Source organism: Flavobacterium sp. UMI-01 (assembly GCF_019656315.1).
Classification (GTDB): domain Bacteria; phylum Bacteroidota; class Bacteroidia; order Flavobacteriales; family Flavobacteriaceae; genus Flavobacterium.
Window position 1 is genome coordinate 297,833 of sequence record NZ_BPLU01000038.1, and the last position, 24,956, is coordinate 322,788.

Below are 24,956 nucleotides of genomic sequence, written 5' to 3' on the forward strand. Positions count from 1 at the left end.
TTTTTTTAATGTTAATACAATTTACCAATCTTTATTTGTAGAGTAAAATTGCGACATTAAACTCTCGAATATCCTTCAATTATTTTGAGTCGTTACTACAAATATTGGTTGCAAGATTTAAAATAAAGCTATAATTTACTTCGTTTCCACAACGATTTGTGTACTTTTTAATGATTTTGAATGAGCAGTTAAGGTAATTTTACCCGCTTTTTTAGATGATTTTACAATCGCCAAACACATTCCATTAAACGCTTTTCTTTGGTTGCCTTGAAAAGATTCCAAACTGATTTGGTTTCCGTTATCGACACCTATAATCGAACCTTCTCCTTTTACATCAAAAGTTACCAAATTATCAGCCATTGGACAAAAATTCCCGTCTTTATCAAGAATTTTTACTGTAACATAAGCCAAATCTTGTCCGTCAGCATCAATTTTACTTCTGTCAACAGAAAGGCTGATTTTAGCTGGTTTGCCCGCTGTAGTGATGACTTCTTCATTGACAGCTTTACCATTTTTGTATCCTACTACTTTTAAAGTACCTGGCTCATAAGGAACAGTCCATGACAATCGGTATTTGGATTGAAAGGTTTTTGGTTCGTAACGAATAAAATCAACTTTAATTTCAGTCAAATCTTTGCCTTTTACTTTTCGCCCTAGTGATTTTCCATTCAAAAATAATTCGGCTTCATCCACATTCGTATAACAATAAACTGGAATTTCTTTTCCTTCCATTCCTTTCCAATTCCAATGTGGCAAAAGGTGAATCATCGGTTTTGTTGTCCAATGACTTTGGTACAAAAAGAAACGGTCTTTAGGGAAACCACACAAATCAACCGCTCCAAAATAGGAACTCTTAGAAGGCCAATGTCCGTTCCAGTAACCATTAGTCGAATTGTCTTTCCCTCCGTAAGGTGTTGGTTCTCCTAAATAATCAAATCCTGTCCAAATAAACTCTCCCATAACGTTTGGATTCAGTTCTTGAAAATGAAATTCAATATCTGGAGGATAAGCCCAAGATGGCCCTATTATATCATAACTTGTAACATGTAATGAAGGATGTGTATCGTATTTCTCTATCGGCAAATGATACACGCCACGGCTACTAGTGCAACTAGAAGTTTCAGAACCATAAAAGGGTAATTCTGGATAATTAGTTCGAATTTCTTTATAGTTACTAGGTTTGTAATTGACCCCAGCAATATCCACTTGCTGTGCAAAATTGTTGTCATAAGGATTCGAATAATTATTCATTCCCATAGTGGTTGGTCGCGTTCTATCGACTTCTTTGCAATAATCATTAAGCATTTTAGCCACTCTCCAACCGTTCTTTTTATCTCCTTGTTCTAAAATTTCGTTTCCAGTACTCCACATGATAATCGATGGATGGTTTCGGTCTCTATACAACATGTCTTTGATGTCTCTTTCCGCCCATTGGTCAAAAAAAACATTATAGCCATTAGGTACTTTAGCCATCTTCCAAACATCGAATGATTCGTCCAAAACTAACAAACCTAATTCATCACACAAATCCAAAAACTCTCTTGAAGGTGGATTATGACTGGTACGAATAGCATTAGTCCCCATATCCTTCATGATTTGCAATTTGCGTTCATCGGCTCTCTTGTACACCGCCGAACCTAAAGCACCATTATCATGATGCAAACACACACCATTGAAACGAACTTTTTCATTATTCAAGAAAAAACCATCTTTTGTAAAAGCAATAGAACGCAAACCAAAACGTGTTTTATAGCTATCTACTACTTTTCCGTTTTCAGAAATTGTAGTGACAGCATGGTATAAATGAGGATTTTTAGTATCCCAACGCTTTGGATTTTTTATCACAGTGTATAAAGCTGAAATCGCTTTGGAATTAGCAGCAATTTTCAAATCTTCATCAACCGTAGCCACTGATTTTCCATCAGGTGCAAAATATTCTTGTTTTACCTTTACGAGAACTTCCTTATTTGTTTTATTTTCAACGGTGGTTTCATTTTGAATCGTCGCTTTTTCTTTTGTTACCGTGGGAGTCGTAATATAAGTCCCCCACTGTTTCACATGAATTGGCTCATCAATTTTCAACCATACCGAACGGTAAATCCCTGCCCCTGGATACCAACGAGAAGACAAATCTTGAGGTTTTAATCGGACAGCAATGATATTATCTGAACCATCGTATTTTAAAAATGTACTGATATCAAATTCAAACCCAATATATCCATTCGGACGATTGCCAACTAATTGTCCGTTAACCCAAACATAGGCATCATACATGGCACCTTCAAACTCAATACGCACTACTTTCCCTTTCGCGTTTTTGTCCATTTTGAATGCCTTACGATACCAGCCTGTTCCGTGAAAAGGTAAACCGCCACAACGTGCATTGTATTTTTCATCAAAAGGACCTTCGATAGCCCAATCGTGAGGTAAATTCAGATTGCGCCATTTAGAATCATTGAAATTGACTTGCTCGGCACCTTTGGCTTCGGCATTAAAAAATTTCCATGAATCGTTAAAGTTCAAATCTTGTGCTTGAACCGAAGTCCAACAACAAAGTAGTGCCATTATACAGACAGAAAAAAAGGATTGTTTCATCTTGAATTGCTTCAAATAAATTTATGTTGTTTAAATAGAAACAAATCTAATTCAAATACCCACCTTAGGTATTTACAAATGTTTTTATTTGTATCAGATATGAGTTTTTCTTCGAAAAACCACTGTATTTACACTGTTTTATCACCTATACCAAACAGCCTAAAATGTTTCGTTTTCAATAAATCCCTATATAAAAAAAAGCTCAATCACTTAACGACTGAGCCTTTTACCCCTTTTAAACTTCCATTATTAAATTCAAATTTTAAGTTGCAATTAAATCCGAAATATTAATTGGTCCCAAATTATTTTCAACTACTACTAATCAAAATCTTCTCTAAATTCAACTGCCGTTTTTAAATCTTTGATTCTAATATAATCAACCCTTCCACTTCCTTTTGATAAATTTACGATACCTACAATGGCTCCTGTGGGTTGTTGGTAATTTCCTTGGCCTATTATTTCTCCATTGAGAAAAATCAGAACATTTTTATTTTTTACTGTAATTTTTAAAGTATTCCAAGTATCAAGTGTCATTTTAAATTTAGACATATTTTCTGTTGCACCGTCTTTAAGAAAGTCGCCAAACTTTAGGGATGCAAATTGCGAACATCCCTCCTCCATTAAGTTCAGATAATGTGTATTACTTTGACAAACTAGCCTGATAATAAAATCATAACAAGTGATTCCGCCCAAAGACTTTCCGCTTTTAAAACGGGTTTCCAATTCAAAATTATCACCGTCAATTTTAAATTCTTTAAACAGTCTATGCATCAAGTAATAGACTTTAGTCGTATTAAAACCTTTAGTTGATAAATACTGAGGCGAAAAATATAAATTCCCATCTGATTTTTGCAATTGTGGTATTTCTGTATCTAACCAAAATTTTCCCAGTTTAGATTCGGGTACAAAATAGCTGTTCCAATTTTTTGATTCGACCAAAACTTTTCTTTTGCATAAGGTATCCCGTCCGTTTTTTAATTTGATATAATAAAACCCAGGTATTTGATAGGTGAAATTGATAGTAGAATCGGCTTTAGGCAATTTAACAATTTGTTTTCCTAAGTAAGGATGCTCAAAATTAAAATCAACATACAAACTATCTGAATTCACTTTGCTTAAATCGTAATGAATGGGTACAGTAAAAGGAACTTGTCCTACTGAATCTTTCATAACAAACTGATAACTACTTTTAGTTATAGTATGATTCCCAAACCAATAAAAACCCGCAACAGAAAAAATCCCAACCAAAATCACTATTAAATAAAAATTAAAATTAATTTTCTTCTTTCTATCTTTAGTAGTTATCTTTTTTTCATCTGGAACCGAATGCAGTGTATTCTTTTTTTGGTCTGCTACAAAATCATCCCAATTGGAATATCCTAAAAAAATAGACAAGGCATCTTTTGTTGCTTGTTGCGGATTGTATTGGTCTTTATATTTAATTTTTCCAAAAAGCCTTTTCAAAGTGTGCGGACTTATGGATATAGAAGCGCTTTCGGATATCATTTTGGTTAACTTGATATAGTCGGATTCTTTCCATAAAGAAGCGTCTTCCCAATTTAGCTTTTTTTCAATTTCTGATAGTACAATTTTTAGGCATTCCTTATCTGACATAGTAGTATGCAAAATTTTGTATAAGTTTTGCATAGCAAATTAAAGGTTATATTTTGATTACACAACTTAAATTTACCTAGCAGATTAATTTCACTAGCATTTTAATTATTATTTACACTAACCTTTTTATTTTATAAAAAACTATTCTCAATTATGATTAAAAAAACACCTTTCCTACTTATTAGTTTAATCACTTTTAGTCTTTGTTTTCATTTAAATGCACAAGAAAAAATAAGTGCTTCATATAAACGTTTTAGAGAAAGTAAAATACGTTTTGACAAATACAACGAATTCAATACTCAGTTTAAATTTACTCCCGTAAAAGGCATCGGGTATGAAAAAGGGGTTACACGCAGGGATCCTTCAAGTATAATTAAAGCCGATGGATTATATTATGTATGGTACACCAAACCTCAAGCCAAGACGGAATTGGTTGGTCCGCAAAAAGCTGGAGCTGACACTAGAGCTTTTCATTGGGATTTATGTGATATTTGGTATGCTACCTCCAAGGATGGCTATGAATGGGAAGAACAAGGCATCGCAGTACATCGTGGCCCCGAAGGAGCCTACGACCACCGTTCCGTTTTTACGGCTGATATTTTAGTAGCCAATGGAAAATATTATTTGGCCTACCAAGCGGCTGGAAGTCTAAAACAAGCGCGTTGGGCAGGAAGTTATGTAACAGCAGGTGATTTTAATAAAAATGTAATCGGAATGTCATGGGCCGATTCTCCTAATGGACCATGGCATCGCTTGGATAACCCAATCTTGAAAGTAGGTTCAGAAACCGCTTGGGATGGCGAAGTAGTACACGACCCTACTTTTGTCGCTCGAGAAGGAAAATATTTTATGTATTACAAAAGTGCTGGTCGAGTACCATGGAAACCCAATATTTCAAAGGGAGAATTCACCAAAGAATTCGCCGATATGCCCAATGCTATTATTGGAGTTGCTATTGCCAATAAACCCGAAGGTCCTTATATTAAATCAGCTTACAACCCCGTATTAATAGGTGGACACGAATGCATCGTTTGGCCTTATAGAAAAGGAGTTTGCGCCTTTTTGAGCGAAGGTCCAGAAGCTAATAGCATACAGTTTTCGGAAGATGGCATCAACTTTTATCCAGTAAAACATGGTTTAGAAAAACCCGAGGCCGGAGGCGTGTATCGTGAAGGTGGTTTTACGGATACCGACACCCTACCTGGACCAGGAATTACTTGGGGATTATCTCATGTTTTGGGTGAATGGAATTATTTGCGCCGTTTTGACTGTGATTTGAGTTTGCAAAAAGGAGACAGCATCAACAAAGAATATCAAAAAGTATTGGATTACAAAAAACGAAAAGATTACAGTTACGAAAAATAAAACAGAATGGATATTAGCAATTTTAAAGATAAAGTCGCTGTTATAACAGGAGGTTCAGGAATATTATGTTCCGAAATGGCTCTTCACTTAGCAAAATTAGGTTGCAAAGTGGCGGTTATAGGACGCTCCATGGATCAACTTGAAAAAATATCCCATCAAATTCATTCAAACGGTGGGACTTCAATAGCAATTGTGGCAGATGTTTTAAAAAAAGAGGATTTAATAAAGGCGCATCAAATAGTAAATAAAAAATTAGGTTCTTGTGATATTCTAATAAATGGCGTAGGAGGAAATCATCCTGATGCGACCACTTCCACATCAAAATTCGATTTCAGTCTCAATGATGGACGTGGATTTTTTGATTTAGATGATACAGCAGTTGGAAACGTACTTCATTTAAATTTTATGGGCAGTTTTATTCCCTCACAAATTTTCGGAAAAGACATGTTGGACAAAAAAGGTTGTAGCATTATCAATATTTCATCAATGAGCGCCTATTCACCCATGACCAAAGTCTTCGCCTATAGTGCTGCAAAAGCGGGTATTTCTAATTTTACCCAATGGATGGCTGTTTATTTTGCTGAAACTGGAATTAGAGTAAATGCTATTGCTCCCGGATTTTTTTTAACCGCACAAAACAAAACATTGTTGACCAATCCCGATGGCAGTTTAACAGAAAGAGGAAACACTATTCTAAGCCAAACTCCTATGAAACGCTTTGGTAAACCCGAGGATTTACTCAGTACCGTAGAGTGGTTGTGTTCTGAACAATCTTCGTTTGTTACGGGAGTAGTAATACCTGTAGATGGTGGTTTTAATGCTTTTAGTGGTGTTTAACATAATAAATTATTTAAAATGCTTCAAAAAACATGGCGCTGGTTTGGTCCAAAAGACACTGTCACTCTAAAAGAAATTAAACAATTTGGTGTAGAAGGCATTGTTACTGCTCTACACCATATTCCAAATGGAGAAATTTGGACAATGGAAGAAATTTTAAAAACAAAATCGGAAATAGAATCCTATGGCATGCAGTGGTCTGTAGTGGAAAGCTTACCCGTTTCAGAAGGGATAAAAACCGCTAACTATGATCGAGAACGACTAATACAGCATTACAAAATTTCGTTAGAAAACCTAGGTAAATGCGGAATCAATACCGTTTGTTATAACTTTATGCCTGTATTGGATTGGGTTCGAACAGATATTCATTACAAATTTGCTGATGGTGCGGAAACTATGTATTTTAATTATCCCACTTTTGCAGCTTTTGATATCTATATTTTAAAAAGACCTCGGGCGGCAAATGACTATCCTGCTGAAATTATTAAAAAAGCAGAAAACATCATTAACTCATTAAGTCCAGAAGACCAAGAAAAAATTGCGCATTCCATTATTGTCTTAACCCAAGGATTTATTGATGGAGCCGTATCATCTGATGCTGCTAATTATAAAGAATTGTTTTTATCGTTTTTAGATAATTATAAAAATATTAATGCCGCACAACTGCGTAAAAATTTGACTTCCTTTTTAAATGACATCATGCCGACTGCTGATTCTTATGGTATAAAAATGTGTATCCATCCTGATGATCCTCCTTTTTCTGTCTTAGGTCTACCCAGAATTGTCAGCACTCAGGAAGATGTAGAATGGATTTTGAAACAATACGATTCTATCAACAATGGTATTACTTTTTGTTCTGGTTCCCTAGCTGTTAGAAAAGAAAATAATTTTAAAAATATCGTAAAATCAATTGCAGATAGAATTCATTTTGTGCATTTACGCTCTACACAACGGGAAGATAATTATAGTTTTTATGAAGCACATCATTTAGAAGGATGTGTCGATATGTATTCCTTAATAAAAGATTTATTACTAGAACAACAACGACGAAAAAAAGAAGGCCGATTGGATTTTAAAATTCCTTTTAGACCCGATCATGGGATTAAAATTGGAGATGATTTTAATCGAAAGTCAAATCCTGGCTATCCTTTGATTGGTCGACTAAAAGGCTTATCGGAACTTTCGGGAATGATGACCGCAATCGAAAGAAGCTTAAAAGAAAATTGAAAATTAATTTTTAAATAAAAATGGTATGGAACCATTAAATAACGACTTATCACAAATGAAAGCAAAAAAGCTATTCACTCTTTTTATTTTACACGCTTTTCTAACTTTACAAGCTCAAATTCCTTTTGTTAAAGAACGAAACCATATTAATCTAACTGAATGGCTTTTCGCAAAAGGAGTTCATTATAATGCCCAAAAAATCAATTTCAACACCTCCGATTGGCAAAAAGTAAGCGTACCTCACACCTACTCCATGGATGCTATAAATGGCATGGGCTATTATCAAGGGGAAGCTTGGTATCGTACCCAAGTTAGCATTCCGGAAGCGATGGTAAACGAACGCGTTTTTATCCGTTTTGAAGCCGTAGGCAAAGAAGCTCAGGTGTATGTCAATGAAAAAAATATTGGGGAACACAAAGGAGGTTATGCCGCTTTTTGTTATGAAATAACCGATTTTATAACTCAAAACACACCAGTAAACATAGCAGTCAAAGTTAGTAATGCTCCTAATTTCAAAATGATTCCTGTTGATGATAACCTATTCAATCATTATGGCGGAATGTATCGTCCTGTTCAAATTTTTTCTACACCCAAAACGAACATTTCTCCCACTTTTTATGCTTCATCTGGCGTTTTTGTAGCTCAAAAAGAAATAAAAAAAGAAGCCGCCACGATCGAAATTCGTACCCATTTATCAACCCAATCGGCAACCAATTCAAAAATCAAATATAAAATAGTCGATGCCAAAAATCAAATAGTTGCACAAAAAGAGCAAGTACTTCCTCCTTTCAAAAAAGACAGCCTAGTTGCTACCCTTTTCGAAATCAAAAATCCTATTTTATGGAACGGTCGAAAAAATCCGCATTTATATACTGTCCAAATTAGCCTTGAAGCTAATAACAAAACAGACCAAATTCATCAAACGTTTGGACTGAAAACTTTTGAAGTTACCGCCGAAAAAGGAACCCAATTAAACCATCAAGATTACCGCTTATATGGTGTTGCGATGCACCAAGAATGGAAACAAACAGGCCCCGCACTATCTGCTGAACAACACCATAAAGATATGGCTATCATCGATGAAATTGGCGCTACTGCTCTACGCCTTTCACATTATCAGCATGCTGACTTAACCTACCAACTCGCTGATGAAAAAGGAATTTTGGTTTGGACGGAAATTCCTTTTGTACATGATTATAGTGGTCGTGAACAAGAAAATGCCAAAATGCAATTGACGGAATTAATTCTACAAAATTACAACCATCCTTCGATTTTTACTTGGGGACTTTGGAATGAGGTTCGGGCCTACAACAGTAAATCAGAGGCTTGTGTCCAATTAACCGAAGAATTAAACAAACTAGCCCATCAACTCGACCCTACTCGTCCCACAGCTTCTGCAAGCGATCGAGGAATCGAAGGTTTCATGGAAAACATAACTAACCTACAAGCTTGGAATAAATACTATGGTTGGTATTATGGCAAATACGAAGATTTAGGAAAATGGCTAGATGAGTCCCATTCAAAATATCCTACTATTCCATTAGGTATAAGTGAATATGGCGCTGGTGGCAATATAGCAAACCAAAATAATAGTATTCAAGACAAACCTTTTGGACAAAATTTCCCAGAAATGGACCAAAGCCTGTGTCATGAAATCAGTTGGAAAATCATCAAAGACCGCCCTTTTGTATGGGGTTCTTTTGTGTGGAATATTTTCGATTTCTCAGTAGCGGGTTGGAATCGCGGTGGTATGACTAATCTAAACCACAAAGGCTTAGTAACCTATGATCGTACTACAAAAAAAGATGCCTTTTATTTTTACAAAACCAATTGGTCAAAAGAAGCGGTTCTATACATTGCTGAAAGAAGAAATACCATTCGAAAAGAAACAGAGACAACCGTTAAAGTTTATACCAATCAACCCACAGCAACCCTTTGGTTAAATGGCAAAAAAATAGCCACTCAAAAACTAACATCGGATATTAAAATCATCGAATTCAAAAAAATAAAACTAGCTAAGGGTAATAATCATATTGAAATAAAAGCTGGAAAATTAACCGATGATGTAAACTGGATTTTGGATTAAAAGAATACAAAACTAAATTTACACACTCATACTTTTTTTCCAATGAAATAGAATAATAAACCAAAGAATTAAATTAAACCTGTAGTTCGACTGTAGACTACCATAAAATGTTAGACACTTTTTTGAGGAAAGTTCAGTGAATTACTACCTATTTAAATTAAAATAATTCCTATATCACAGTATGTTAATGGAATTGAGATAACTAAACATAATTACAAATGATTAGTAACCTATGTTAAAACTATTATTTTTAATACAAATCCGCTATTAAAGTAGGAGACAAAGTTAAGTTTAAAAAAAGGCTCCGATTATAAAAACCGAAGCCTAAACTTTTCAACTTACACACTTTTTGGGACAGTGTCACTTCTGGAATAACACTTTACTTCAACTATTTGCTCTTCTTTGCCTAAGTTATATTACAAACCTCTTACGGTTAACTCATATCTCTTTCACAATAATTGACATAATTTGCCACCTCTGTTTACGTCCAACTAATTGGACTTTGCTGTCTAATGTCTGCTAACCCACTGAGAAGCCTAATATTATGTTTCTGTTCGTTAAATGACAGTTTCCTTTAGATTCTTCACGCCCCGCTATGCTATTAATTAACGATTCCCATTGGCAGGCTCGTTCGTAATTACCCCCTATAGATATAGGGTATGCGTAGTAAACATAAAAAAAGACTTTAGATTAAAATTCTAAAGACTTTTTTCCAAAACAGTTCAAGTTTCGATGGGTATTTTATTTTTTAAATTCAATTTTAAAGACATAAGCCGACTCACAAGGTTTGTTTCCTTGGACATCAATAACCAATCCTTCCGCCGTTTGTTTCCAGTTTATTTTATTTGGTCCACTAACAAACTGAACTGATTTTACTGCTCTTTTTTCATATGGATTATTTAATGCCAATGATTTGATGGTATAATTTCCTTTTTCAGACCAAGCTAAGGCGGTAGCGTACAACACATCTCCTTTGGCTGTAAAACGGATATCCTCGGCTACAGCATCTTTGTTTTCTTTTTCAGTATGATTTCCTTTACTCACTTTGGTAGGGCCTTCACCATAAATTTTCCAAGGGCGTGTATCAAAGATTGCTTGACCATTAATTTTAATCCACTTCCCCATATCTTTTAAAATAGACTGAGCTTCAGCAGGAATAGTTCCGTCAGCTTTAGGCCCAACGTTCAATAGCAAACAACCGTTTTTACTGACAATATCAATCAATTCGTCTAGTAAGTAATCCGAAGTTTTGTATTCCTCGGTAGTGACATAACCCCAGGAAATTTTACCAATTGAAGTATCCGTTTGCCATGGATACTTATTGATACCGTCCATGCGACCACGCTCTAAATCAAGCACAATTAAGTCTTCAGGAAACGATTCGTACTTCATGTTTTTATCTTGAAAAACCACTTCTTTTTTCCATTCGACACCTTTGTTATAGTAGTATGCTAAAATTTTCTTGTGTACCGATTTGAATCCTTCATCATCTAATCCATAATCAAACCATAATAAATCAGGTTTATAGTTATCGATAATATCCGTTGTACGATTCCACCATAAATCAAGGTATTCTTGTGTGGGTTTTTCCCCTTCTTTTACTGGTTTTCCGTATAAATCAAAATATTGTGGGTCATTAGTATCCCAACTTGGATCATCACGTTTGTAGTATAAACGATTGTAAGCAAAGTGAGAAGAAACTCCAAACTTTATATCTTGTTTGTGACATGCATCCGAAAGCATTTTCATTACATCTTTCTTTGGTCCTGTTTGCACCACATTCCATCTTGTAAACTTAGAATTATACATCGCATATCCATCATGGTGCTCGGCAACTGGAACTACATAACGCGCTCCTGCTTCTTTGAAAAGCGTAATCCACTCATTGGCATCAAAATTCTCAGCTTTAAATTGAGGAATAAAATCTTTATAACCAAATTGAGATGGCTCTCCGTAATGTTCTCTATGATAGGTATAAGGTTTTGTTCCACCCTTACTCCATTTTTGGTCATAAATGCCTTTTGGATATTTTTCACTACTATAAGCAGGTACAGCATACGGTCCCCAATGCAAAAAGATTCCAAATTTAGCATCTCTAAACCATTCGGCAACTTTATAATTTGCTCTAATGGATTCCCAGTCAGGTTTAAAAACTTCCTTTTTAGCTTGCGAGAATAGGTTAATCGTTACACAAAAAAGTACTAAGGTGATATTTATTTTTTTCTTCATCTTACTTTCAATTCTTACTATATTTTGAGTTTATCTTTTTTAGCTCATTTTGATCAACCAAAAATATTTCAATCCATTTATTAAAAGCTTTTCAAATGTATTTATCCCCACCACAAATGGTTTTTACAATCAATATTTACTCATAAATACATTTTCAAATCTCGTATGTCTTTTTATTGGAAAAAGAAATATAGGTGGGCAAATAATAAGATTTGATTAAAAAGTACCACATTTGGTTTTTTAAGTAGCACTCTAGTGCATGCGTTTTTCTTCCCCTATAGAACTCATTATATTTAAACTTTAAATTCCTATTATATAGTACCTAAAACCAACTATAAAATATTACTAATCTCTATTATTATGAAAACAAAAATCATCCTACTACTTACTATGGCTTTTTTAACAAATGCCTACTCCCAAGATTTAACTATACCTCCCAAAAAATATGCTGATTCTATTACGTTAGAAAAAGCACCTAAAAGACTCAATAATACGTTTCCGCTTTCAGACCAAAAAAACAGTTCAAAATGGGTATTGCTAAAAGAGTATTCAGACGAATTTGATTCGAATAATTTGAACGAAACTAAATGGTTTCCTAATAACCCTAAATGGAAAGGCCGTCAGCCCACGTATTTTCACCCTTCAAATATCAGTTTAAACAAAGGTGAATTAGTGATTAAGGTGAACCAACATGGAGATGAAAAATTACCCGAGGGTTTTACACACTCAACAGGATTTATTAAAAGCAAAAAACAATTTTTATACGGTTATTTTGAAGCTGAATGCAAATTGATGGATGCTCCTTGGGTATCAGGTTTTTGGATGACCAATGTAAGCAAAGACTGGTGGACAGAAATTGATATTTGCGAAAATGCCCCAGGAGTACTGCAAAACCGTCATGATTTGAATTCGAATATTCACGTTTTTAAATCACCCGAAAATCAAGGCAATGTAAAAGCTCATTTTTCCAGAACCGAAAAATATTATTTCCCAAAAGAATTACAAGCTGATTATCATGTTTGGGGATTAGAATGGACGCCTGAATACATTCGGTTTTACATTGACGGCATCTTGTTTAGAGAAGCTAAAAATACGCATTGGCACCAGCCACTAGAAATTAATTTCAATTGTGAATCCAACAAATGGTTTGGCGCCTTACCTGATGACAACCGCTTAAATGGAGAAATGCGTGTGAAATATTTTAGAGCTTGGCAGAAAAAATAACAATTGTAGAAAATATCTCCATACTTTATAAATCAAAAAGGTTATTCTGAAAAACCATTAGGATGTTTTTCCAGAATAACCTTTATAGCTACAAAGCTGTTCAATCACTATAACTAAACTACTATGAACTGAAAGCCCGTAGATTTGGTTGTCAGATTAAAAAGATTAGCACCGATTAATCCTTTAAATCTTTATAATCTGTGGCTAAAATTTTTAGAAGCTAAAGCGAAATGCACTAAAGTTCATAGTTTTAACTCTTTTTTGTGACCAATAATTGAGCTTATTTATTTTCTAATTTCCAAGTTCTTACCCAGTCCACTTTCATTGTATTGATTGAATTATCCCCTAAATCAGATTTGGATGCAAGACCACCTAGCCAACTAGCATCGGCTGTCCATAGGTCAAAAATGATCTCTAATTCTCTTGTAAACTCACGATTGATATAGGTTTGTCCTGAACGGTCTTGTCCTACCACTACCTTACCCGCTGGCTCACCATCAAGATAAAATTGAATGTTTTTAGAATCTTTCCACCAAACCCCGAAAGTGTGGTAGTTTTCGTTCCACTTTACTCCTTTAAGCGGATTCACACTTGATAAATTGTTTTGATGAAAATTATCCTCATTTCTTATTTCAATTGGCGTTTTATTTGAATCCGCATGAAAATATTGCGAGTTCATTTGCAATGGAAAATTAGGTTGACAACCACAAGAAGGCTTTGAGTTGTTTTCAATAATATCAATCTCATCTCTATTTGTGGAGTTTCCGTTATTTAGCCAATAAGTATTGTAGGCCGAAATATGTGCTGCTTTAATTCTCGCCTCAGTGTACATAGGGTAACTAATCTTAGTCTTAGAGTGTATCCTAGCCGACTGAAACCAGCGCCCTTCCGGATTACTTTCATTCAACGTAGCTTTTATCCATAAATTTCCATCAGCAACTCCTGAGTTCGTATTAGAGGTTGACATAAAAACAGGAACACCGTAATTCCAAGTCGATTTAAACCATTTATTAGCATCCCAACTGTTAAATTCATCCGATAAGTTTTCTTGTTTCACCCATTTTTTCCCCTCAGGTGTGGTATTTTGTAAGGATACAAAAGAAGGTAAATTAGGATCGATATTGTTAAAATCTGAAGCGACTAATACAAAATTTACTGTAATTTGAACAGTTGCAGTGGCTTTGTCGCCATCTTTGTCAGTTATGGTATAGGTAAAACTATCGGATCCATGAAAATTGGTTTTAGGCAGGTATTCAAAAACCCCGTCTCTAATTTCAGTCACCGTACCATTTGTGGCATTTGACAATAATTTAAAATTATCACCACTACCACCATCATTACCTATGTTATCATTGGAAGAAACCGTCACTTGGTTAGCCACTCCTGAACTACTATTTCTATTTACTGTTAAATTATCGTCTTGGGCTGTAGGTTTGCTATTTACAGTTGCAGGTTCTTCATTAGGAGAACTACTACAACTGAATAAAATAACCATTGTTATAAAAAGAGTACTAATTTGATGTTTGATTTTTATAAATTGTTTTGTTTGCATAGTTTTTAAAATTAATTCTTTTGAAAAGAGATTATAGCTATTCGCAAATATATTTTTTAGAATAATAACCTAATGATTTTATTACTAGACAATAACTGAACACGGGTTTATTTTTTTGTTTTTATCACTAACTGACTCGTAAATAATGTCATTCATAAATAGTAAAAATCTTTAAGAAAGTTCAAATTAGCAAATCTGTAATTTGTCACTGAAACATTCCAAAACAATCTATTTTCCTTAAATTAACTAAGGCTCCTATTGTAAATCGAAGCCCTATCTTAATCACTATAACATTTAATGAAATCTGTTGTTAATTTTTCCAATAGTTTTCAAACTCAACCATTTTTTCTTTACCTAGTAATTTATTTACTCTTGCAAAATGTGCTTGGTTTATTGCTTTAACTTTTTCTTTCTCTTCATCAGCAGATAAACCTTGAGATTTAACCTCTTTTACTTTTTCATTTTTTTCTTTAACAAAAGTTCGTAATTGACTGGCTTGACTTTCTTCTAATTTTAATTCTTTTATAGCTCCTTCAATATTTTTTACTTCTTGTGCAGTAACATTGAATGTCAACATTACTAAAAACGCTGATACAATTAATTTTTTCATTATAATATTCATTTATTGGTTATCACACAAATATAGAAAACACAAGGCTTCACAATAAAATGTCTGTTACATTAAAGACATTTATTATATAAACGGAATCATTTATTGCAATAGGTATCGCAATTTTAAGATAATTCACCTGTTATTTGTAATCTTTTCAACTACTCTAATTTGTAATTATCCTTATAAAATAGTTCCAAGTAAAAGCTTCAAGTCAATTTTCAGTAAAAAAATATTCTTTGTCGCTTTACAATTTGGTTGCTTTTTCTGTTGCTCTGATTTGGTTATAGGTTTCAAAAAGACTAGCTACTTTGGATTGGTATTTTGGATTGTCAATCAGGTTTTCGTTTTCCTTCTCTTCTAGATTGTCGTTCAAATTGTAAAGCGCAAAAGGTTTTCTGATTTGGTCACTTTTATCTTTTTTGTCAAAAGCAATTATTAATTTCCATCCGTCTTGGGTTATGATGGCTTCTTTTGAAGTTCCAGATTGTGAAATGATATACGGATGCACAGGCGATTTACTTTTCCCTAATAAAATAGGCAATAAATTAGCGGAATCTATAGCCTGACCTTCAGGTATTTTTTGATTGGTTACTGCGGCAAGTGTGCCCAAAATATCCAATCCTACAATAGGAGTATCAGATATGGATTCGGCTTTGATTTGTCCCGGCCATGAAACGATAAAGGGTACACGATGTCCACCTTCATAAGGTTGGTTTTTTCCTCCGCGATAAATATCACTTGATTTATGTCCAGATTGACCCGTTTCCTTAATTTGTAATCCTCCATTATCCGAAGTAAAAATGAAGATAGTATTGTCATACTCCCCTTTTTTCTTTAAAGCCGCTATCAACATTTCAATTTGCACATCTAGCTCTTTAATCATGTCCATATGAGCGGAAGGAGTTGAACCTGCAATTTTTTTGCCGTTCAATTCCTTTGAAGGCGAATGAGGCAAATGTACCGCTAGCGAACAGTAATACATAAAAAATGGACTTTTTTTATCTGTTTTTTCAATAAAATTAACCGCTTTGTTTACTAAAAGGGGCCCCATATTGTGTGGATCCCAAGCAGTGTCTCCTAGACCTTCCTCTTTGTCGAGCGTAACGCCAATTTTCGTCATGTTTTCTTGCGAAATAAATCCGATTTTTGAATTACTTTCCAGAGGCATCCATTTTTCATTTTCATAAACGGCATAGGGCACGTTTTGAATTCCAGATGGAAACATCAAACTGTAGTCAAATCCGTTTTGTTTAGGACCATTACCCGCAATTTGGCGAATATCAACATCCATTTCAATTTTCTGACGTGAACCTTGGTAAATTTTGTTCGGGTTATCCTTTTCGTAAAAATCGGATCCAAATCCCCATTTCCCAAAGAAAGCCGTACTGTAGCCCGCATTTTTCATCAACTTCCCTAAGGTCAATTGATCTGGTTTGATAGGCGAAGGCTGATAAGAACCCCAAACACCCCAAGGCGCATAACTGCGGTAACAGTTGTTCCCCGTCATAATGGCATAACGTGATGGAGCACACAAAGCGGCCGGTGCATGTGCATCTGTAAAAATCATTCCTTCTCGCGCTAATTGATCTAAGGCAGGTGTTTCCAGTATAATTTTATCCGAGTGTAATTTGCGATAATACGACAAATCTCCTGTTCCTATATCATCGGCGAGAACAACAATTACATTCGGTTTTTTTTGAGCTGTGGCACTTAAAGCTAGTGCTAGACTAAGTGCTAAAAGGATGTTTTTTTTCATTTCTTTAATTTAAATTCTATTTTCTTCAAGAGAGTGTAAGGATTGCTCCAATTTCTCAAACCTGCCTATCGAAAGACAGGTCTTTATACTTATTGATAATTTCTGTTCTTTTTTCGCTTATTTTATAATTGCCTTAGCCCATCCACTTCCTTTGAGCGCACACCACAAGATGGATTCATCCTCTGGGTCTGGTTTTAAGTCGGTAATGGTATCGGGTTGTCCTAAATTTTTATTGATTTTGGTCCACGTTTTTCCAGCATCCTTTGAGAGATAAGCTCCTGGATTGACATTAGTAGCGCCTTTGGCTTCGTTTTGAGCCGCTACTACCACAGTAATCAAATTGGAATTTAATGGCGAAGTTTCGGTTTGCCATACATAAGGCATATCGAATATTTTTTCCCAACTTTTTCCATTGTTTTTGCTTCTCCACACGCCACCTTCGTCAAAAGTACCCATTTTAGTTCCACAAGAAATGTAAATATCCTTGGTCTTTTTATCTACAAAAACGTTGTTTACTGATTTAATTGCCGACGGAATAGCTACGGCCTCCCAATTACTCGCGCCATTGGTTGTTCTATACAAACCACCCAAAACTCCTTTTTTACCTTGATTTGAAGCAGCATATAAAACCGAAGGATTTTCAGGATCCATCGCAATTCGGTTCACACTAGCGCCTTCAGGTAAACCCGTATTACTCAAGTTCCAAGTTAATCCTCCATCGCTACTTTTCATCACACCTAAAATATTAAACTCGTCCGACAATTTACTATCACTAACCTCCGAAATGGCATTGGCAATAACCGTAAAATAGATATTTTTGGGATTCTTATAATCGATACTTAGAGAATATTGAAAAATATGCTCCGAAGAAGTGTTCCCCGTCCAAGGCAAAGGAACAGAAAGGTCTTCCCATGTTTTTCCGCCATCAGTACTGCGTCTGAAAGCACCGCGATGATCTTGTCTGAACATCAAAATGTAAATTATATTGGGATCCTTAGGATGAACGGCTACTGAAGCAATCGAGGTTGCTCCTTTTTCATTAACCTGACCTTCAATTTGCTTGACCGCAACCGCATTTTTATCTGGATAATCATCTAAACTTGCATTTTCCCATAAACCGTGTTCGCCACTACAAAAGAATTTTCGTCCTTTGATACCTGTGTCCAATAACATAAAACGACCTGGTAAGTTGCTTCCGCCACGACCTACCCAATGCTTGCTACCCGATTTGGTTTCGATATCATCTACTTGTTCCCAAGATTGACCACCGTTATTGGAACGTAAAATTTGTTGTTCGATACAAATAAAAAGTTCGCCTTTGTTATTGATTTGCATAAAACGATTCCCTGAAATTTCAGGACGATGATCAATTTCCGCTTGAAGGTGTGCAAATTTAGTGTTTTCACCTAATGGATTGTTTCGAGATTCCCAATACGCTTTGTCTTTATTAGCAGCCCAATCTTTACCTGTACGCGCGGTAGCTATCCAATTTTTTCCTCCATCGGTAGTTTTCCAAACGTCTCCAGGTCCAAAAGCTTTATCGTGTTTTACATTGTACGAAATGTAAATTTCATCTTTGTTCAAAGGATTTACCACCAAGCGATTAAAGGTAGTAAACATTTCAGTTGGTAAATTAGGATATTGCTCCTTGATGCTATTCTCTGACTTTCCAAACCAAAAAGCCATCGTTTTCCAATAGCCTCTTATAGCATCATAAGTCGTAATTTTAGTGTAATCCAAAGCTATATTTCCTGAAATAGACGACCAGTTTCTACCGCCATCCGTACTTTTATAAATACCTCCTTTTGTTTTTAGAGTTTTGCCATCGGGTATATAGAACGTTTGTTCGAGTACATAAAGTACAAACTCTTTTGTTTTTGGATTGTAATAGGACGCCATATCACGAGGTAAATTGTTCGGCAAACCTGTAGCGCTGATTTCCCAATTTTCGCCTTGATCCGTACTGCGATACACCCCCGAATTGGTTGCCATGATGATGTTTTTCGAATTGTTTGGATCCACAATAATCCGACCTACATCTAGCGTTTCAGGCAAGCCGTTGGTGATTTTTTTCCAGGTTTTACCTTTGTCGGAGCTTTTTAGAATATTGCCATAAGATGCGTATTTATAAACTACCCCTTTAAGATTATTAAGGCTTCTGTGATTGGCTTTTACGTTCCAAAAATCGCCACTACCCACGTACCAATTGTTGTCATTTGAAGGATCCACAGCCAAGCTCGCATAACGGCCTTTACCGATAAAATCAGGCACTTTATTCCAGTTTTTGCCTGTATTATCCGTTCGATATAAATCTCCTCTCACATCAATGGCTAAACCAAAAGAGGCGGTTTGACGAGAAAATTCAATGGCTTGCACCCGACGCATATCGCTACCATTGCCATCATAATCTTTAATGGTATGCCATGATTTTCCGTTATCCCAAGTACCGTAACTATTGAACATATCGGGTGACATGAACATTACATTGGTATTTGTGGGATGACACCAATATTGTTCGCAATAACCCGCCATTCCTGGTCCAAACTGACGCCACTCCACAGCATCAGTTGAGGTGACTTTTTCAGTTTGTAATTTTTTAAAATATTTTTTGTCTAGTTGCGCGTATCCTTGAAACGAAAAACTAGCCAAAAAGAGAAGGATTATTGTATTTTTCATGGTAAGGGGCATTCTCTTGGGTTTACATCAAGATTGCAACAGCGTTCATTTAACAGGTTTTTATTTATTGTGTTTTAAAATCAAATATAGGTGAAGTAGAACGATTGTTTTTAGCATCAATGGTTACCACTTTCCAATAATAAATTGTTTTAGGCGCTACATTTAGATTTGTAATTTGTTTATTGATTGTTGTAGTATGTAAAAGAGTTGGAGGATTTGTAGTTCCAAAATAGACCTCATACTTTGAGATATCGTTATCAATATCAGTTGTATTCCATTGTAGCGTTACAGAATTTGATGAAACAGTACTGCCCATTAGTGGACTTACAACATCTGCGGGAAAAGGGGCATAATTACTAATCCCTTCCCCTGCATTGTAAAATTTCCAAGTTTCAGAGCTAGCTGTTGAAGTAGTAGTATTTGATTTTGAAATTACTTTCCAAGAATAAGGTACACCTCTTACTAAAGTAAATGTCACCGTAGGAGTACCTACTTCTTTCTCAGTTACAACTTTGGTATTCAAATTAGTCACCACAACAGTGTATTTATCGGTATGGTTTGAAGCTTTCCACTGGAAATCCACCTTGTTCTCTGTAGTTGAAACAAGGGTTCCTGTATTGCATTCCGTATCTTTCAAAGGGGATGTTAATAGAGCAGCAACTGGACTAGGACTCGTTTCAGCTGTGTCCTTACTACAACTTATAGATAGGAAAAGCATTGATAACATAATGATTTTTAACAAATGGTTCATTGCTTTATAATTTTTAATTGTTCGGTTTTGGCTGAATAGTTAATCGTAAAAAAGTAAATTCCCTCGGATAAATTGGTCATTGGAATTACAATGCTATTTTCTGTAGCTTGAAATGACTTTTCGATAATACGCTGAGCTGATAATGAAACTAAACTATACGAAATTGGCTTACCTATAAAATCACCTTCTATTTTTAACTCGTTTGTTACTGGATTGGTAAAATAAATTTGACTCGTGGAAACTAAAATTTTATCCTCGTAAATACCTTGACAATCCGCTTCGGTTTTTACTTTCAAATCGTTAAGGCCTTCTTTTAATGTTAAGGTAATTTGAGATTGGTTTGTTTTATAACTTTCGCCATTTAAATCAATTTTATAGGAATCAGAACCTGAAAGCGTTAAGGTGATTTCGTTGTTAATTGTATTTTTCTTGGTCAAAACCGCTAAGTCACTAGGTTCTGTAATGACAACCGTAAAATATTGTTTATAATTAGCATCGGCAGTTGTAGTGATATAAAGCGTATAAGTTCCAGCAGCTAAATTATCAAATTGGGTACTAGTTGAAAACGTTTTAAATTGCGTTGTACCTTCTAATGTTACAGTGTAATTCAAGTTTTCCTTGGCAGTAATAAGGATACTTCCATTGTTACTATTTCTACAGCTTTCCCCTATTGTTTGAATTTTAAAATTATCATTTGGTAATACAAAATAAGCACATCCGGCACTGTTTACTTTAGTCCCTACAGGTGTATTAGGACACAAATCAAGCGCATCTTCTATTCCGTCATTGTCTGCATCGTTTATACAATCTTCTCCTGGTACACCGTAGCATCCCATTCCTGTAGGGCCGTATTTAGGATTCCAATTGATACCTGCTACCCAATTATCACCAAATTCATAAGCACCTGCATCTGGACTAGCACCTGCGTAGCCATCGGTAATTCCTGGTATTATTTTTCCTTTGTCAATTGGCGAAGCATTCGCTTTTAATCTAAAATCTCCCAACGTACTGTTTTCAAAAACGGTTGTTGTTACCACCAAATTATTTTGTTTATCCGATTGTGGCTCCCAAGTATCACTACTGCCTAAATTGTTCCAAACATTCACATTCGAAAATGCGGTTCCTTCTTTATGCCAAGCCCCCATGACCGTACTGCCATTCCATAAGGTATTATTAAAAATATTGATGTCTTTTCCGTTCCAGTTAATTTGAATACTTGACCATTCAGTATTCCATACCACATTGTGGTGTACTGAAAAACTTTCGGCATCATTGTCAAGGTAAATTCCAGCTGCCTTATATTTTGTGCCAGTTGAAGCAGCATCATGAAACCAGTTATGATGAATTTCAGTTCCTAATTGTTTGCCCACGGTATAAAACAAACCACAATCGTCAGCAATAAGATTACTTTTAGAAACATCGTTATAAGCAAATTCACAATATTGACCAAAATATTGAATCGCATCACGTCCTCCATTAAAAATCGAATTGTTTTTGAAGGTATTGTAGTTGCCTCCTCTAGCCATCAGTGGCGCATCATAAGACCCCAAATAGTTAAAATCATGGATGCGAGTGTTAGTCACTTTGTTATAAGTACCTGCAATTTGAATCCCTGAAGCGGCACCAAAACCAATATCGCATTTATCAACCAAATTATTTGTTCCTTCAATAAAAACGGCAGGTTTATTAGCCGAAAATCCTGAAAAAACACCTAAGGTATGATTGCAATACAAAGCCGTTACTCTATAGAGTGTATTATTTGTAGTAGTGGTTCCTTTTATCTCGATTCGTCCGCCAAAGACCGCTAGATTTTTAATTTCGATGTATTTTTTACCATTTAAATTTACCGTCAAATTACGGCGTTTCATTTTCACCACACCATCTGTAGGAACTACTCCCGCAGGAAATTGCAAAAACAGTTCCTTAGTTGTTTCATTAAAATACCATTCATTTTGATAATCCAAAGCACCTTTGACTCCTTCAAGATAAAAGTCCCCTAAATCTGCTGGGGCATGTGCCGTTCTAATCCAAGTGGGATTTTTATTAAGTTCAAAATTGACTCTACCCGATGAGCTACTGGTAATGGTTTCTTTCCAAGCCAACCAACCCGAACCTGCTTTGTCTCCATAAAAATAAAGTGTACCTCCTGTCCAATCAATAGCTGGTATTTGATTCGAAAGTAAATACGCACCCGTAGCTACATCACTCCCGCTTCCCCCTGTATTTCTAAGGGTATTGAGTGCAAATGGATTTTTATCTGTTTTGTTAGGCCAGCGAGCTAAATCACAAGCAGTTGCTCCGTTCATTACAAAATTATCCTGACCCAGTGATGCAAATGGTATCGTTGTTTTATAGACATTTCCACTATCTAAAGTCCAACCCGAAAGCGCCTCCATCGCACTGATAATCACTTTATCGCCAGGATAGGACTGAAACACAATGGGATTTCCCGCTGTTCCAGAATTGGTTGGCGTTAGCGTTTCCTCATAAGTTCCCTGTTTTATATAAACTACATCACCCGCAACAGCCACAGTAGCTGCTTTAGAAATAGTCAAATACGGACTTGCCTCAGTTCCTGCATTAGAATCATTGCCGTTTTTAGCAACATAGATATTTTTAGCTGATGTAGTCATTACCAAAAATAAATAGAAGACGGTTATCGTTTTTTTTAAAGTAAAATTCATCTCAATAGCATTTGTTTATAATTTGGTTTATTGTTAGTTTAAATGGTAAACAAATTTAAATCAAGAGCTAATGATATATTTGAACAAATGATTTAGAGAATAACACGAATGGTTTTTATTAAAAAGAGAAGAGGCTGTCCGAAAAAAGGCAGCCTCTTCATAAGAATTAAAATTCTGAATATTATAAGGTAATTGCAATCGTATAAGCAAAATCTCCTGGTTTAGAAGATGGCATTTTTACTTGTAATCCTTTGTCTGTTTGATTCCATTGGATTTTTTCTTTGCTACCCAATACACTAATTTTTTTGATTTTTAAATCTTTAGCATACGGATTGTTTTTTGCCAATGTTTCAATATTTACATTTCCATCCGCTGGCCAGTCTAGGACAATGGCGTATAATTTGTTTCCTTTTTGTGTAAAACGAATGTCTTTGGAGGATAATCCTTTATTGTTCCCTTCAGAATGGTGTCCTTTTTTAACTTCTGTTGGTCCTTCTCCAAAAGTTTTCCAGTAGTGAGTGTCATATACTGCTTCACCATTCATTTCTAACCAACTTCCTATTTGAAGTAAAATATCCTTTTGATCTTGTGGAATTGTTCCGTCTGATTTAGGTCCTACATTCAATAATAAACAACCGTTTTTACTGATGATATCTACTAAATCATCTACAATTTCATTAGCTGTTTTTGACTGCCAATTCGAAACATAACTCCAAGAGTTTTTTCCAATAGAAGTATCCGTTTGCCAAGGTAATTTTCGAATACCAGGTAACTTCCCTCTTTCTAAATCATAGATTACTGTTCCTTCTGGAAAGGCTTCATGACTAAAGTTTTTATCTTGTAAAACTACTTCTTTCCCCCATTCAATTCCTTTGTTGTAATAGTAGGCCGCTAATTTTGGTCTTTGGTCAGCAAAATCTGGAATATCTAGCATAAAATCAAACCATAAAATATCCGGTTGGTACACATCGATAATTTCTTTGGTACGTCTCCACCAAAGGTCTTTGAATTCCGCCGATGTAGGTTCGTTGATATTTTTCCCTTTTTTAGAGTACAAATCAGAAAACTGAGGGTCAGTGGTGTCAAATTTGTCTTTCTTATTATAATACGACCAGTTGAAAGCAAAGTGAGAAGAACATCCCATAATCATTCCTTTTTCTCTACCCGCTTTAAATAACTCACCTAAAATATCTCTTTTAGGTCCCATGTCAACGGCATTCCATCTGGTAACAGTCGATTTGTACATCGCAAATCCGTCATGATGTTCCGCAACAGGAATCACATATTTGGCTCCTGATTTTTTGAATAAATCAATCCATTCGTTAGCATTGAATTTTTCTCCTTTGAACATTGGGATAAAATCTTTGTAACCAAACTTTTTTAAGTCTCCATACTTCTCAATATGATGTAAGTATTCTTTAGAAGGGCCTTTAGTTTCGGGGTTTAATTGAGCCGAAAACTTAATGGAATCCATATACATATTACGTGGATACCATTCTGAACCAAATTCAGGTACAGAGTATGCCCCCCAGTGAATAAAGATTCCAAATTTAGTTTTGTTAAACCATGCTGGATCTTTGTAATTTGCCTTTATGGACTCCCAATTGGCTTCAAATTTTGGTTTCCCTGATACAGCTATTGACGTCTTAGCACTATTTTGTGATTTGCATGACAAAAATAGTAACGAACATACAAATGGAATCAATACGTTTGATTTTTTCAATTTCATTGTATAATGTATTAATGA

The 24,956-nt window shown here is 35.2% G+C and carries 15 protein-coding genes; 5 read left to right on the forward strand and 10 right to left on the reverse strand.

Features of this window, described 5'->3' with window-relative positions:
- Positions 1 to 135: 135 nt before the first annotated feature.
- Both galB and K5R64_RS11895 read right to left on the reverse strand, forming a co-directional pair.
- Positions 136 to 2,565, reverse strand: coding sequence for a beta-galactosidase GalB (gene galB, locus K5R64_RS11890; protein ID WP_220763694.1), 2,430 nt, complete (start codon positions 2,563 to 2,565; stop codon positions 136 to 138).
- Between the two features lie 348 nt (positions 2,566 to 2,913).
- On the reverse strand, positions 2,914 to 4,209 hold the full coding sequence (locus tag K5R64_RS11895) for a hypothetical protein (protein WP_220763696.1): 1,296 nt from the start codon (positions 4,207 to 4,209) through the stop codon (positions 2,914 to 2,916).
- Between the two features lie 153 nt (positions 4,210 to 4,362).
- Between K5R64_RS11895 and K5R64_RS11900 the strand changes: the two genes are divergently transcribed.
- From K5R64_RS11900 to K5R64_RS11915, 4 genes are read left to right on the forward strand one after another with little or no spacing between them, the layout of a single operon-like run.
- Positions 4,363 to 5,574: a hypothetical protein gene (locus tag K5R64_RS11900; protein WP_220763698.1), complete on the forward strand. Its 1,212-nt coding sequence runs from the start codon at positions 4,363 to 4,365 to the stop codon at positions 5,572 to 5,574.
- 6 nt (positions 5,575 to 5,580) lie between these two features.
- Positions 5,581 to 6,411, forward strand: a complete 831-nt coding sequence (locus K5R64_RS11905) for an SDR family oxidoreductase (RefSeq protein ID WP_220763700.1) — start codon at positions 5,581 to 5,583, stop codon at positions 6,409 to 6,411.
- Positions 6,412 to 6,429: 18 nt separating this feature from the next.
- Positions 6,430 to 7,638 (forward strand): mannonate dehydratase, encoded by a 1,209-nt coding sequence (gene uxuA / locus K5R64_RS11910; protein WP_220763702.1) that lies wholly within the window; start codon positions 6,430 to 6,432, stop codon positions 7,636 to 7,638.
- 25 nt (positions 7,639 to 7,663) lie between these two features.
- On the forward strand, positions 7,664 to 9,724 hold the full coding sequence (locus K5R64_RS11915) for a glycoside hydrolase family 2 protein (protein WP_220763704.1): 2,061 nt from the start codon (positions 7,664 to 7,666) through the stop codon (positions 9,722 to 9,724).
- A 741-nt stretch (positions 9,725 to 10,465) separates the two neighbouring features.
- Here the strand turns inward: K5R64_RS11915 and K5R64_RS11920 are convergent.
- A complete protein-coding gene (locus K5R64_RS11920) occupies positions 10,466 to 11,953 on the reverse strand; it encodes an alpha-L-fucosidase (RefSeq protein WP_220763706.1) in 1,488 nt (495 codons plus the stop codon).
- A 360-nt stretch (positions 11,954 to 12,313) separates the two neighbouring features.
- Between K5R64_RS11920 and K5R64_RS11925 the strand changes: the two genes are divergently transcribed.
- Positions 12,314 to 13,177, forward strand: a complete 864-nt coding sequence (locus tag K5R64_RS11925; RefSeq protein ID WP_220763707.1) for a family 16 glycosylhydrolase — start codon at positions 12,314 to 12,316, stop codon at positions 13,175 to 13,177.
- Between the two features lie 280 nt (positions 13,178 to 13,457).
- Here the strand turns inward: K5R64_RS11925 and K5R64_RS11930 are convergent, their stop codons facing one another.
- The 7 genes from K5R64_RS11930 to K5R64_RS11960 all read right to left on the reverse strand — a co-directional run bounded on the left by K5R64_RS11930 (position 13,458) and on the right by K5R64_RS11960 (position 24,938).
- Entirely contained in the window at positions 13,458 to 14,729 is a 1,272-nt protein-coding gene (locus tag K5R64_RS11930; protein ID WP_255580363.1) for an Ig-like domain-containing protein, read from the reverse strand.
- Positions 14,730 to 15,039: 310 nt separating this feature from the next.
- Positions 15,040 to 15,339, reverse strand: coding sequence for a hypothetical protein (locus tag K5R64_RS11935; protein ID WP_220763709.1), 300 nt, complete (start codon positions 15,337 to 15,339; stop codon positions 15,040 to 15,042).
- Between the two features lie 247 nt (positions 15,340 to 15,586).
- Positions 15,587 to 17,098, reverse strand: coding sequence for an arylsulfatase (locus tag K5R64_RS11940; RefSeq protein ID WP_220763711.1), 1,512 nt, complete (start codon positions 17,096 to 17,098; stop codon positions 15,587 to 15,589).
- Positions 17,099 to 17,215: 117 nt separating this feature from the next.
- Positions 17,216 to 19,774: a hypothetical protein gene (locus tag K5R64_RS11945; RefSeq protein WP_220763713.1), complete on the reverse strand. Its 2,559-nt coding sequence runs from the start codon at positions 19,772 to 19,774 to the stop codon at positions 17,216 to 17,218.
- A gap of 64 nt (positions 19,775 to 19,838) precedes the next feature.
- Complete coding sequence (locus K5R64_RS11950) at positions 19,839 to 20,525, reverse strand: fibronectin type III domain-containing protein (RefSeq protein ID WP_220763715.1); 687 nt, start codon at positions 20,523 to 20,525, stop codon at positions 19,839 to 19,841.
- Entirely contained in the window at positions 20,522 to 23,209 is a 2,688-nt protein-coding gene (locus K5R64_RS11955; protein ID WP_220763717.1) for a right-handed parallel beta-helix repeat-containing protein, read from the reverse strand. Before K5R64_RS11955 ends, K5R64_RS11950 begins: the two co-directional genes overlap by 4 nt.
- A 181-nt stretch (positions 23,210 to 23,390) precedes the next feature.
- On the reverse strand, positions 23,391 to 24,938 hold the full coding sequence (locus tag K5R64_RS11960) for an alpha-L-fucosidase (protein WP_220763719.1): 1,548 nt from the start codon (positions 24,936 to 24,938) through the stop codon (positions 23,391 to 23,393).
- Positions 24,939 to 24,956: the final 18 nt, after the last annotated feature.